General features: G+C 61.7%; 11 protein-coding genes. 1 reads left to right on the forward strand and 10 read right to left on the reverse strand.

Going from position 1 to position 12,395, the window contains the following annotated elements; genetic code table 11:
* Window positions 1–97 precede the first annotated feature (97 nt).
* The 10 genes from AC1Q80_RS16910 to AC1Q80_RS16955 all read right to left on the reverse strand — a co-directional run bounded on the left by AC1Q80_RS16910 (window position 98) and on the right by AC1Q80_RS16955 (window position 11,223).
* Complete coding sequence (locus AC1Q80_RS16910) at window positions 98–1,519, reverse strand: FAD-binding oxidoreductase (RefSeq protein ID WP_492361198.1); 1,422 nt, start codon at window positions 1,517–1,519, stop codon at window positions 98–100.
* A gap of 55 nt (window positions 1,520–1,574) precedes the next feature.
* Window positions 1,575–2,156, reverse strand: coding sequence for an S-(hydroxymethyl)glutathione synthase (gene gfa, locus AC1Q80_RS16915; protein WP_492361199.1), 582 nt, complete (start codon window positions 2,154–2,156; stop codon window positions 1,575–1,577).
* A gap of 116 nt (window positions 2,157–2,272) precedes the next feature.
* Window positions 2,273–3,400 (reverse strand): S-(hydroxymethyl)glutathione dehydrogenase/class III alcohol dehydrogenase, encoded by a 1,128-nt coding sequence (locus AC1Q80_RS16920; RefSeq protein WP_457582949.1) that lies wholly within the window; start codon window positions 3,398–3,400, stop codon window positions 2,273–2,275.
* Window positions 3,401–3,447: 47 nt separating this feature from the next.
* On the reverse strand, window positions 3,448–4,134 hold the full coding sequence (locus AC1Q80_RS16925; protein ID WP_492361200.1) for an ABC transporter permease: 687 nt from the start codon (window positions 4,132–4,134) through the stop codon (window positions 3,448–3,450).
* 3 nt (window positions 4,135–4,137) lie between these two features.
* Window positions 4,138–4,845 (reverse strand): ABC transporter permease, encoded by a 708-nt coding sequence (locus AC1Q80_RS16930; protein WP_492361201.1) that lies wholly within the window; start codon window positions 4,843–4,845, stop codon window positions 4,138–4,140.
* Between the two features lie 99 nt (window positions 4,846–4,944).
* The gene (locus tag AC1Q80_RS16935; RefSeq protein WP_492361202.1) at window positions 4,945–5,742 is read right to left on the reverse strand and encodes a transporter substrate-binding domain-containing protein; all 798 of its coding nucleotides are present in this window, start codon (window positions 5,740–5,742) and stop codon (window positions 4,945–4,947) included.
* Window positions 5,743–5,820: 78 nt separating this feature from the next.
* Window positions 5,821–7,785 (reverse strand): DUF2817 domain-containing protein, encoded by a 1,965-nt coding sequence (locus AC1Q80_RS16940; RefSeq protein ID WP_492361203.1) that lies wholly within the window; start codon window positions 7,783–7,785, stop codon window positions 5,821–5,823.
* 115 nt (window positions 7,786–7,900) lie between these two features.
* Complete coding sequence (gene hisC, locus AC1Q80_RS16945) at window positions 7,901–9,010, reverse strand: histidinol-phosphate transaminase (protein ID WP_492361204.1); 1,110 nt, start codon at window positions 9,008–9,010, stop codon at window positions 7,901–7,903.
* A gap of 53 nt (window positions 9,011–9,063) precedes the next feature.
* Window positions 9,064–10,164, reverse strand: coding sequence for a 2Fe-2S iron-sulfur cluster-binding protein (locus tag AC1Q80_RS16950; RefSeq protein WP_492361205.1), 1,101 nt, complete (start codon window positions 10,162–10,164; stop codon window positions 9,064–9,066).
* Window positions 10,165–10,176: 12 nt separating this feature from the next.
* Complete coding sequence (locus AC1Q80_RS16955) at window positions 10,177–11,223, reverse strand: aromatic ring-hydroxylating dioxygenase subunit alpha (RefSeq protein ID WP_173421622.1); 1,047 nt, start codon at window positions 11,221–11,223, stop codon at window positions 10,177–10,179.
* Window positions 11,224–11,347: 124 nt separating this feature from the next.
* Between AC1Q80_RS16955 and AC1Q80_RS16960 the strand changes: the two genes are divergently transcribed.
* On the forward strand, window positions 11,348–12,295 hold the full coding sequence (locus tag AC1Q80_RS16960) for a LysR family transcriptional regulator (protein ID WP_492361330.1): 948 nt from the start codon (window positions 11,348–11,350) through the stop codon (window positions 12,293–12,295).
* Window positions 12,296–12,395: the final 100 nt, after the last annotated feature.

A 12,395-nucleotide genomic window follows, 5' to 3' on the forward strand; every position in this document is an offset into this window, starting at 1 on the left:
CAGATAGGTATGCACCACTAGCCCACGCCCCAGCCACAACTGTGGGGCGTCCTGTTCCACAAGACCGATCCGTTGGCCGCCGCGGGCGTGCCGTCCGTTACAACGATGCCTCCCGTTTGCCTGCGCGCAGCACTTTTCCTGGATTGAGGATTGCGGATGCATCGAGCGCGTCCTTGACCCGACGCATGAGCGCCACTTTCACCGGGTTCGAAATGGCTGACAGGGATCCCACCCTCTTGAGGCCGATCCCATGCTCGGCGGAGAATGATCCGCCGATTACAGCGATGTCCCGGTACAGCACCGTTTCGACGGCTCTCGCCTTTTCGCCTGTAACCTCTCGACCGGCCGCATTGAGGACGATGTGGAGGTTTCCGTCGGCAAGGTGGCCAAAGACAAAGGGATCAAAGGTCGCATCGACCTCCTTCAATCCCGCAAGACAGCGATCAAGATACGTCCCGATTTCCGAAAGAGGGACCGAGACATCGTAGGACGGCGCACCAGGATGCTTTCGGTAGATGAGGTCTGTGTCCTCGCGCAACCGCCAAAGATCCGCCTCCTGTGCGACGGACGACGCGATCACTGTGGAAGCGTCGGGGTGATCCTCGACGAGGTCTTCGTAGATACGTCCAAGTTCCGATTGCAACGCTTCTTCCTCGGCCCCACCCAGCGAGACCAGAAGGTTTACCGGATGATCGGCACTGTAGTCCGTGACCGACCAGCGATGATGGCCTGATGTCAGGCGGAAATAGCCGTTCCAGATCGCTTCTGCCGCACGCAGTTGCCCGTACTTCGCGTCGAGCCCTCTGCGGACCGTCTCGAGCGCGGCGTCCACAGACGGTAGGCCAAAGAGGACCGTGGCGTTGGCAAGGGGCTGGGGTTCGAGCTTGACGGCAACACGCGTGATGATGCCGAGTGTGCCTTCGGCTCCCACGAACAGATGCTTCAGATCATAGCCGGCGGCGTTTTTCACCACCCGTGTCAGGTCGGAATAGATGGAGCCATCCGCAAGCACGACCTCCAGGCCAAGGATGCGATGCCGCATGACCCCGTGCCGGAAGGCCGCGATGCCGCCGGCGTTCGTTGACGCCATTCCTCCAATCGTTGCGGAACCACGTGACGGCAAGTCGATCCCCGTTTCAAGTCGATGCTCACTGGCCGCTGCCTGCAGCGCCTGCAGCGTGACACCGGCTTCCACCACGGCAACGCGCTCGACGGATGAAACATGCAGGATTCTATCGAGGCGGGCGGTCGAGAGCACAAGCTCGCCTGGTCTCGACATAGCGCCGCCGACAAGGCCGGTTCGTCCCCCATGGGTAACGAGCGGAACTCCGTTGGCAACGCAGCATTTGACAACCGCCGAGACCTCGCCGGTTGTTCTCGGAAGGACCACGACGCCGGCCCCGAGATTTTCCGGTGCGACGCCGTGGTCGATCGAGGAAAGGGCCTCGCCGTCCTTGAGATTTCCGTCACCAACAATCTTGCGAAGTTCGTCTTTGAATTCAGGCCTTAGGCAGTCCATTCGATGTTACCTGTTGGTGGCGTTGAGAACGGAGAGAGGTTGTGCACCGGCCTGATCAGGCCGCCTGCGTCTTCAGTGTGCCACTCTTCTTGGCCGTCCAGGTGGCGATAACGTCCATCAGAACGGGGTTGAGGCAATCATAAGGTTCCAGGCCAAGCTCCCTGAGACGAGCGCGCACGCCGTCCATCCTTGCCGGATCGTAGCCGCTTTCGATGATCGAGGAGACGAAGGCAGCAAAGCCGGGCTTAGCCCATCCCGTTTCCTGGAACCGCTCGGGATGCAGGAAGGAAAGCCCCTTGAACGCATGATCGCGTTCCACGGGTCCATACATGTGCACGCCGCAGTCCTTGCAAGCATGCCGCTGGATCAGCGCGCCTGGATCCACGACTGCAAGTTTGTCTCCGTTCTGAAGGACTTCGACGTTGGCGGTCGGTGCCACGGCAACGACTGAGAAGACAGCGCCGTCAGGTTTCCAGCACTTCGTGCAGCCGCAGGCGTGGTTGTGGGCGATGTCGCCCTTGATGCGGATCTTCACCGGATTGCTGGTGCAGTTGCAGGCAAGCGTGCCGCCGGAAAATGCAGCGTCGGTCGCCTTGAAGCCGCCGTCGAGGGACGGATGTATGGCAATGCTGGGCATGGGCTTCTCCTCCTTCATGGCCGACGCTTGATGCGCGGCCGATCACTGGCGCAGTCGGCCGGAGGCCGACGATGCGATGCACGGATTGCATTCGGAATGCGGTCTTGAACCCGCGCTCAGTATATCACGACCGAACGGATGCTTTCGCCGGAATGCATCAGCTCGAAACCCTTGTTGATGTCTTCTAGCGGCATGGTGTGGGTGATCATTGGATCGATCTCGATCTTGCCTTCCATGTACCAGTCGACGATCTTCGGCACGTCGGTGCGGCCGCGTGCGCCGCCAAAGGCGGTGCCCATCCAACTGCGTCCGGTGACGAGCTGGAACGGACGGGTGGAGATCTCCTGGCCGGCGCCGGCAACGCCGATGACAACCGACTTGCCCCAGCCGCGATGCGATGCCTCGAGCGCCTGGCGCATGACCTTGGTATTGCCCGTGCAGTCGAAGGTGTAGTCGGCGCCGCCGATCTGGTCGGCACCCCGCTTCGTCATGTTGACGAGGTAGGGCACGATGTCGTCGCCGACTTCCTTCGGGTTGACGAAATGGGTCATGCCGAAGCGCTCGCCCCAGGCCTTCTTGTCGTTGTTGAGATCGACACCGATGATCATGTCGGCACCGGCGAGACGCAGGCCCTGGATGACATTGAGGCCGATACCGCCGAGACCGAAGACGATCGCGGTCGCGCCCATCTCGACCTTTGCGGTGTTGATGACGGCGCCGATACCGGTGGTGACGCCACAGCCGATGTAGCAGATCTTGTCGAAGGGGGCGTCAGGGTTGACCTTGGCGACGGCGATCTCCGGCAGCACGGTGTAATTGGCAAAGGTCGAGCAACCCATGTAGTGGTGGATCTTGTCCTTGCCGATCGAGAAGCGCGAGGTGCCGTCCGGCATCAGGCCCTGGCCCTGGGTCGAACGGATCGCGGTGCACAGGTTGGTCTTGCGCGACAGACACGACGGGCAGGAGCGGCATTCCGGCGTATAGAGCGGAATGACATGATCGCCCTTCTTGACCGAGGTGACGCCCGGGCCGACGTCGACGACCACGCCGGCACCCTCGTGGCCGAGGATTGCCGGGAACAGACCTTCGGGATCAGCACCCGACAGCGTGAAATCGTCGGTGTGGCAGATCCCGGTGGCCTTGACTTCGATCAGCACTTCTCCGGCCCGCGGGCCCTCGAGCTGAACGGTCATCACTTCCAGCGGCTTGCCTGCCTGAACAGCGACGGCGGCGCGTACATCCATTTTGTGTCTCTTTCTCTTAAGGTTTTCAGCCGGTCAGGCGGCGAAGCCTACCGGGGCAGGTAGCGTGTAAGATGGGCTTCCAGGAGCCGGACAAGCGTGATCAGCACCAGGTTGATCAGCAGGTAAAGCAGACCAGCGATGGCGAATATTTCGAGGATCGCATAGGTCTGGCTCATCAGCCGCTTCGCATGGCCGGTGATCTCCAGGACGGTGATGGTGGAGGCGAGGCTCGTTCCCTTGACGACGAGGACGAGCTCGTTGCCGTAGGCCGGCAGCGCTTGCCGGATGGCAAGAGGAAACGTGATCCGGCGAAAGCGCAGCAGCCGCGACATGCCGCAGGCCTGTGCTGCTTCGACGAGCCCTCCCGGGATGGACATGAGGCCACCGCGCAGGATCTCCGACGTATAGGCCGCCGTGTTGAGCGCGAGTGCCGTCACTGCGCAATGGGCACCGTCGCCGACGATCCACCAGAGCACGGGGTTGTCCCGCACGAAGGAAAGCTGGCCGAGGCCGTAGTAGAAGAGAAAGAGTTGCACCAGCAGCGGCGTGCCGCGAAAGACAGTGCTGTAGCCTTTGGCAAAGCCGCTGAGCGCCCTGTTGTTCGACAGGCGCATGACCGCAAGCGCCAGTCCAAGGTTGAAGCCGATGGCGACAGAAGCGACCGTGAGCATGGCGGTCAGCCACAGTCCCTTTGCAAGGGTCGGAACCGCGAGGAAGACGAGCTCGAAATTCATGACCTATTTCCTCGTACGGGGGCGCAGAAGGCGTTCGATCCAGTCGAAACCACCCTGGCTGACCAAGGTGATCGCGAGATAGACGAGAGCGGCGATGAGGTAGAAAATGAAGGGGTGGCGGGTCGAACCGGCCCCGACGAAGGCGACGCGCATCAACTCCTGCAGGCCGACCACCGAGACGAGAGCGGTATCCTTGATCGTTGTCTGCCAGACATTGTTCATGCCCGGAATGGCGATCCGCAGCATCTGCGGCGCGATAATGCGGCGAAAGATCCGCCTGCCCGGAATCCCGAGTGCCCGCGCCGCCTCGATATGCCCGCTTGGAATGGCAGCGAGTGCCCCTCGCACCACTTCGGTCGAATAGGCCCCCGATATGGCGGCGATCGCGACGACCGCGATGGTGAAGGCATAACCGTTGCCGGCCAGTCCCTCGTAGCCGAACGCCGCGGCCACTCGGGCCACGAACTCGACGGAGGAAAAAAAGAGGAGATAGATGATCAGAAGTTCTGGCACGCCCCGCACGACCGACGTGTAGAAGTCCACGACAAGCGTCAGCGGAAAAATCCGGGCCCATTTAATCAGGCCACAGCCAACGCCGATGACGGCGCCAAAGGCCATACTCGCCATGCCGAGGGCGATGGTGATTGCCGCCCCGCGCAGGATTGCCGATATCCAGCCACCTTCCCACACCTGCCAAAGTCCAAGTTCCATCGAACACGCCCAACCTATGCTTTGTCCTGTCGGATGAAGCCTCCCGAGAAAGGAGAGACCTGCCGGTCTTTCGCCTTCCCGGGAGGGGTGCGGTTGCCGTTACTGGCAGGGACGGGAGATATCCGTCTTGAACCAGGTCTGGCTTGCCTTGCCGATAGAGCCGTCGGCGACCATTTCGCAGAGCGCCTTGTCGATACGGGCCTTCAGTTCGGTATTCTCCTGAGCGATGCCGACGCCGATACCTTCGCCGAGCGTCGGGTCGAAAGTGCTCAGCACCTTGACGTCGACGAACTGGAAGTCTTTGCCGTCCGGGCGCCCGAGAAAGTCTTGAAGGGCGGATGAATCGGCAAATGCCGCCTCGACGCGGCCGCTGGCGAGGTCGATCTGCATCTGGTCGAGCGTGTCATAGGTCTTCAGGACGGCGGACGAGGCACGCTTTTCCATGAAATGCGCATGGGTGGTGCCGGCCTGGACGCCGACCGTACGGCCGTCGAGCGATGTCAGCAGCGTCTCGATGTCCTTGACGCCGGCAAGATCTGAATCCTTTTTGACCACGAACATGTTGGCGAGCTCTGCGTAGCCGACCGAGAAGTTGATCTGCTTCTTGCGCTCGGCGGTGATCGACATGCCGGAAATGATGATGTCGAAACGTTTGGCCTTCAGCGCCGGAATGAGGCCGTCGAATGCCTGAACGACGAAGTGACACTTCATTTCCAGTTTGGCGCAGAGCAGGTTTCCGACATCCGCGTCAAAACCGGTAACGTTGCCGGCGGCATCGGCCATGCTCCACGGCGGATATTCGCCCTCCGTTCCGATCGACAATTCGCCCTCGGCTGCGTGGGCCGCAGTAAGGCCCGTGGCGAAGAACGTGGCGAGCAATAGACTTTTCAGCTTCATGTTTTGGTTCCCCTTGCTGAGCATTCTTGTTGGCTCCCGTTCCGGGGTGAGCCCCGGACGGGTAATGACGGCGGGCTGTCAGAGCGTACGGGCCAGGAACTGGCGCATGCGTTCGGAGCGCGGGTTGGTGAAGACATCCGCCGGGGCACCCTCTTCCTCCACCTTTCCCTGGTGGAGGAAGAGGATCTTGTGCGAGACCTCGCGCGCGAACTGCATTTCGTGCGTCACGAGGATCATCGTGTTTCCTTCTTCGGCCAGCTGCCGGATGACGCGCAGGACCTCGCCGACCAGCTCGGGATCGAGCGCGGAAGTCGGCTCGTCGAGGAGGATCAGCTTCGGACGCATGGCGAGCGTGCGGGCAATGGCGGCGCGTTGTTGCTGGCCACCGGACAGCTGCCCGGGATACTGGGCATGTTTGTCTGAAAGGCCGACCTTCTTCAGGAGCGCATGGGCCTGATCGACAGCTGCTTGTCGTCCCTCCTTCAGGACGTGTATCGGCGCCTCGATGATGTTTTCGAGGACCGTCATGTGTGGCCAGAGATTGAAGTTCTGGAACACCATGCCGACGCGTGAGCGGATGCGCTCGACCTGCCGGATGTCGGCCGGTGCAGCACTGCCGTCCGGCGTTTTCTTCATGCGGATTTCTTCACCGTCGATGATGATGCTTCCGTCGTTCGGCTGCTCGAGCAGATTGATGCAGCGCAGGAAGGTGCTCTTTCCCGAACCGGAAGAGCCGATCATCGACACGACCTCACCCGGTTGTGCAGAGACGCTGACGCCGTTGAGCACCGAGAGGGGGCCGAAGCGTTTGTGGATCTCGTGCACCTCGATCGCCGGTCTTTCGCCAAGCCTTGGGCCGCCGGACTCCGGATGGGCGACGACGATGACCGCAGCTGCTGTGGGCACGGATTTTTCGGGTCGCGCGCCGCCTAATGCCTTGAGATCGGCAAAGGCGCGGTCGAAGTGGCGCAAGGATGCCTCAAGACAGGCGCTCTGCCAGTCGGCGTCTTCCGGAACGAAGGCGGCGCGCAGGTCCTTCTTGATCCGGCGGCCGAGCGGCGTATCGATCTTGCCGAACAGGTGAAGCCAATTGTCCGCCCGGACGGCATCCGAGACGGTTGAACCGTCCAGAGTGCCACATTCGACGACGAGCGGCAGCACACGCGCCTTCGGTAGCGCACCACGTACAGCGGCCGATACATAGCCGGTGGCGGTCGCGGCGATGCCGGTATCTGTCGTCGCGTCCTCACCGGTCAAGACGACCGAGAGCGCGGGACCGAAGATGCGTCGGCCCCATTCCAGACCGGGGTGCTCGCTCTCGGCGACCGAGAGGAGGGCGGGATAGCCGTAAGGCCCGGCGCCGGTGTGCAGGTCGAAGACGACAACCTCGGCCGCCTTCTGTGCGAATGTCGACAGGATCTCGATCAGGGTTCGGTTGGACCAGACCGGACCGTCGCCGCCATAGAACAGACCGTCCGGAAAGTCGTATTGTCCCGCTTCCACGATCGGGGCGATGCCGGCGTGGCCACCAAACCGCCGCTTGGCGTCTTCGTATGCCTCAATGGCTGCGTCACGCTCCGGGCCGTCCCAGGCGCGACAGACCAGGGCCTGATGCAATGCGGCATAGCGTTCGTTGTTCGGCGGCGCCTTTCGCCAGTCGATGAAATTGCGGTTGAGATCGACATTGTCTTCGTTCACCCGGCGTGCCCATGCCGTGCCCCAGGGGTTGATGAGGTGGATCGCCAGAACGGCGGTATCATCTGGAAGTTTCCAAGGGGAGTTTTGCGAAAGCCACGCTGTCTGGCAGGCCGAGCCGAAGGGACCTTCGACGCCGTGCGTCCCGGAGATCAGCACCATCAGCTTTTCGGCATCGTTGCGCCCGAGATAGGCAACGTCGGTCGCCAGCCGTTCCCCCTTCGGGCCGTGCAACGGGTGCAGGTACTCGACCAGGCTGGCGCCCGCGGTGCGCGCGGCAGCGAGAAAACGGGCGCGCAAGGCGGAAAAGTCACCGGAGAAAAGGCCGGATGGCGCTGAAGGGGACATGCGATGGGGCTCCCGGTTTACTCTGTGCAGGCTTGCGTTTCCGCTCATTTGCTCGTTCCCGTGGGGCCGTGCCGCGACCCCCTGTTCTGTTTTGACTTGAAGGACGCCGCAGCCATCACGTCCTGATGAGGTCGCGAAGCGCATCGAGGAAGCGGTTGTTTTCTATGGGGGTGCCGATCGTTACGCGGATGAAGGTGTCGTAACCTTCCTCCTTCCATGGCTTGACGATGATCCCCTGCGACAGGAAGTGATCGAACACGATCCGGCTTTCCCGCCCGACGTCGATGAACAGGAAATTGGTCTGCGATCTGCCCGCCGAAAGGCCCATGTCGGCGACGGCACTGGCGACCCGCGCCCGCTCGCGTTTCAGCCTTGCAACCGAGGACCGCATCCATGATTCGTCCGCAAGGGCGGCGACGGCTGCCACCTGCGCAGCGGCGTTGACGTTGAATGGCGTCTTGGCGGCGCTCACAGCCCGCGCCAGCCGGACATCGGATGTCACGGCATAACCAACGCGCAGGCCTGCAAGCCCATAGGCCTTGGAAAAGGTCCTGAGCACCACCCAGGAGAGGTCCGTCGCCGAGAGCGTGGCAAGACCGTCGGGCGTGTCTTCGTCCGTGAACTCGAAATAGGCCTCGTCGAGCACCAGAAGCGTTTCATGTCTCACCGCTGCGAGAATGCGCGCCAGTCCCTTGCGATCGAGCGCCGGACCGACCGGATTGGAAGGGGACGAGAGGAAGAAAATCGCCGGTGCGCGCTCGAGCATGGTGGTAATCGTCGGTATGTCGAAATCGAGATCTGGCCGCATGCCGACTTTCTCGACCCTGGCGCCATTGGCAAGCGCCTCGATCTCGTGCAATCCGAAGCCGGGACAGACCGTTGCCGCGAGAGTGCCGGGGCGCAGCACCGCGCGACAGATCGCGGCGATCATTTCCTCCGAGCCGTTGCCGGCGACGATCCGGTCGGTAGAAACGCCGAGCTTTTGGCTGAGCGCCGCCCGCAGCGCCATACAGGCAGGATCCGAGTAGCGCGAGGGCTCAAGGTGTCCGAGTGCGGGTGCGACATGTGGTGAACACCCGTCCGGGTTCTCGTTGCTGGCAAGTGCTGCAATGTCTTGCCGACCGCTCTTTTGCCGCGCATCGGCAATGTTCATGCCGGCATTGTAGGGCGGAAGGCCCGCCACATGCGGATTGAGCGGGAGTTCGGTATGAAGCGGTTTCGTCACGGATCTTCCTTCAAGGCTTGGACATCTGGTTGAAACGGCGCCTTTTTGGGCGATCAGAGATCGAGCACGATCGAGGATTTCGGTCTGGTGCAGCACAGAAGCACCCGGTCGGCCGGCAGTTCGTCGAGAGGTTCCTCGAAGTAGGCGACCTCGCCCGAGACCAAACTCTGTTCACAGGTCCCGCAAACGCCGGCCCGGCAGGAAAACTCGGGCTCGATGCCCTGCGCCTCCAGGAAGGCGAGGATGGATTCGCTCGTTCCATCCCAGGCGAGACTGCGGCCCGACTTCCGCAGAACAATGCGTGGACCATCCGCATTGGTGGCCGGCTGGGCGGTTGTTGTTATTGCGGATCGCGCCGTCGTCTGCCCAGGCTCCGTCAACAGGCTCGCCGGCCCGAAGAACTCGTAGGCGATGCGTTCCTTGCGCACCCCGAGGCCGGTCAGAATTCCGTAGAGCGCCTGCATGAAGGGCGGCGGCCCGCACATGTAGATCTCGTAGTCGTCGAGCGGCAGAAGGCTCTGAAGCGTGGTGCGGGTCAGAAAGCCCGTGGAGTGGCAGCGGGCAGTTTCCAAATCTGCACCTTCGGCAAAGCGGTAGCAGAAATGGATGGCGATGCCGGAACGCAGCGCCGCGAGACTTTCCATCTCTTCGCGCAGCGCATGCACGCCTGCATGGTCGCAGGCATGGATGAACCAGACAGGGCGGTCGCTGTCCCTCGCCAGCACATCGAGCATCGAAACTGTCGGCGTCAGCCCGACGCCGCCGGAAAGAAGGACGACGGGTCGGGAGCTCATGCTGTCGAGCTTGAAGGCGCCGCGCGGCGGGTCGATGTCGATAACGGCGCCAGGCTCGATCTCGTCATGCAGCCAACAGGAGCTCAGGCCATCCGGCACGTCGCTCGACGGTGCGGCCTCACGCTTCACGGTGATCCGGTAGGTTCCCTCCTCTCGTGGGGAAGACGAGACGGTGTAGTTGCGCAGGACATGTCCTCCCTTGCGGTCGGGAACACGCATCGTCAGGAACTGTCCCGCCTCGAATGGCCGCCAGTGTTGGCGTTCGAGTGGGGCAAGGCGGAACGAGGTGATGGTGGCGCTTTCGCGTACCTTCGAGATGACTTCGAAGGGAAGGAAGCGCGAGGCAGCTGCATCGAGCATCCGGAACGCTCCCTACTCGGCTGCGACGCTGGCGGGATCGGTTTTCGTCTCGGCGGCGATCAACTGAGCCAGCTTGCGCCGGAAGCGCATCGGGCCGACGTCGATTTTCAGGTCGAGGTTCGGCGTCTGCTGGTTCGCCATCCCGTGATGAACGGCTTCCAGAACGACGCGGTCCTCTTCGAAAGCGCCGCGCACGGACTTGGCAAAACTCTCGGAAACCTTGACGTCGTCAGGCGCAAAGTTGCGCATCTGGAACCAGTAATATTTGGTCCGGTTTTGATCGACCGGCGTCATGAAGTTGTAGCTGTCCATCAGGAAGGTATTTTCCGGCAGCGCCCGGCCTTCGCCGCCAGTGTGGGCGGGCGCGAAGATCGCCTTGATGATCGCGTTGCTCGGATAACGCACTTCGTAGTGCTGCTTGCGGTCCGTATTGCCCTCAAATTGCAGGAAGGGCGCATAGAACGGGGCCGGTTCAGAATCGATCATCCAGCGCCAGACGGTGACGCCGTCATCTTTGACGGTCGTCTCAAGCGGCGTTTCCTCGCAGGCGGAGCTGGCGAAGGATGACTGGTGGACCCAGGCGACATGGGACGGGTCGAGCAGGTTGTCCGTCATATAGAGGTAATTGCAGTTCAGCGTCATCGACTCGCCGCGATTGACGCCCCAGGCCGGGTCGCCGAAATGCTCGACTTCGAAGATATCCTTCGGGTCCGCCTTGTCGACATCTCCCATCCAGACCCAAAGCAGGCCGTAGCGCTCATGCACCGGGTAGGAACGCACCTTGGCGACATGCGGGATCCGCTCAGCCCCCGGAACGCGCGTGCAGATGCCCGAACAGTCGAAGGTGAGGCCATGGTAGCCGCATTCGACGTCGTCGCCCTTGATGCGCCCCATCGAGAGCGGCAGCTTGCGATGGGGACAGGCATCCTCGAGTGCCGCGGCACTGCCGTCCTGCTTGCGGTAAAGGACGATGTTTTCGCCGAGCATCGTCACCGGTTTCAGCTCGCGGTCGACCTCGTGATCCCAGGCTGCGACATACCAGGCGTTCTTGAGAAACATTTCGCTCTCCTTGCGTTTTGTTAATTCAGTGTTCGGCTTTTTCTTTGTGCCAACAAGTTGCCAGCGCCTGCGTTCTTTTTTAGATTTTCTAAATTGGAGCGACTGGCAGAAGGAGTGCTTTACGATGCCGAACCCGTCCTTGCGCGGCTTGCAGGCCTTTGAGGCGATCGGACGATGTGGCACGGTCAGCGCTGCGGCGGAGGACCTCGGGGTATCGCCCGGTGCCGTCAGTCAGTTGGTACGAAACCTGGAGCAATGTCTCGGGCTGACGTTATTGGAGAGGCGCGGGCGGCGTGTTGAGCTTTCTTCCTGGGGCCGGTTGTACTACCGGGAAGTCGCGAAAGGCTTCCAGCAGCTCTCCCATGCCGCCAACGTTCTCACCCGCGCCCGCAACGAGACCGGGATCGTTCTGAGCGCCCTGACGTCGGTCGCCAACAAGTGGGTCAACCGCAAGATTTTCGACTGGCAAACGCTCTGTCCGGAATCGAGCGTCCGCATTCTCGGGCAGGAGCAGGAACCGCGCATCGGTGCCGATCAAGTGGATTTCCGCATTACCTACGGTCGGCGCTCTTACGTGCATGAGCACGTGGCCACCCTGTTCACGGACTGGATGGTCCCTGCCTGCTCGCCGATGCTGATTGCCGGACGCGGCCTTGAAACGCCGTGCGATATCCTGAGCTTTCCCCTTCTTAACGTGGAGTGGGAGGCAGACTACAAAGCTTCGCCGCAATGGAATGACTGGGCGGCGCTGGTGCACGCCGATGGCGGCCAAAAGTTCTCAGGTCTCTCCTTCACCTTGTCGAGCAGTGCGATTGACGCGGCCGTGAACGGTAGGGGATTTGTTCTCGCGCAGGTTTCCATGATCAAGGATGAGATCGCCTCTGGATCTCTGGTTGTGCCCTTCGACATTCGTATGAAACTGCCCGAAAGCTACTATCTCGCCTGGGATCGGGCCGCCCTCGAAAAACCATTTGGGCAGAAGTTTCACAAATGGTTGCTTGGCGTTGCTAGACAGCAAGATCAAATGTCAGCTCCAGGCTCCTCGTTCGACCCGGCTAACATGAGAATTTAGTCTCAAGAAACGTGTTGTCTGCCCTAGGCTGTGCGTGATGGACGGTTCGATTCCGTTCAAGGCGAGGGATCGATAGTTGGCTCTCGGGCCGAAAGCGGAC

The organism is Ensifer sp. GW823-FHT05D09 (genome assembly GCF_058795755.1).

Coding starts and splice junctions, on each gene's coding strand:
- AC1Q80_RS16940 (WP_492361203.1), bottom strand. CDS start 7,785: ATGTCCCCTTCAGCGCCATCCGGCCTTTTCTCCGGTGACTTTTCCGCC.
- AC1Q80_RS16910 (WP_492361198.1), bottom strand. CDS start 1,519: ATGGACTGCCTAAGGCCTGAATTCAAAGACGAACTTCGCAAGATTGTT.
- AC1Q80_RS16950 (WP_492361205.1), bottom strand. CDS start 10,164: ATGCTCGATGCAGCTGCCTCGCGCTTCCTTCCCTTCGAAGTCATCTCG.
- AC1Q80_RS16960 (WP_492361330.1), top strand. CDS start 11,348: ATGCCGAACCCGTCCTTGCGCGGCTTGCAGGCCTTTGAGGCGATCGGA.
- AC1Q80_RS16925 (WP_492361200.1), bottom strand. CDS start 4,134: ATGAATTTCGAGCTCGTCTTCCTCGCGGTTCCGACCCTTGCAAAGGGA.
- AC1Q80_RS16920 (WP_457582949.1), bottom strand. CDS start 3,400: ATGGATGTACGCGCCGCCGTCGCTGTTCAGGCAGGCAAGCCGCTGGAA.
- AC1Q80_RS16935 (WP_492361202.1), bottom strand. CDS start 5,742: ATGAAGCTGAAAAGTCTATTGCTCGCCACGTTCTTCGCCACGGGCCTT.
- gfa (WP_492361199.1), bottom strand. CDS start 2,156: ATGCCCAGCATTGCCATACATCCGTCCCTCGACGGCGGCTTCAAGGCG.
- AC1Q80_RS16955 (WP_173421622.1), bottom strand. CDS start 11,223: ATGTTTCTCAAGAACGCCTGGTATGTCGCAGCCTGGGATCACGAGGTC.
- AC1Q80_RS16930 (WP_492361201.1), bottom strand. CDS start 4,845: ATGGAACTTGGACTTTGGCAGGTGTGGGAAGGTGGCTGGATATCGGCA.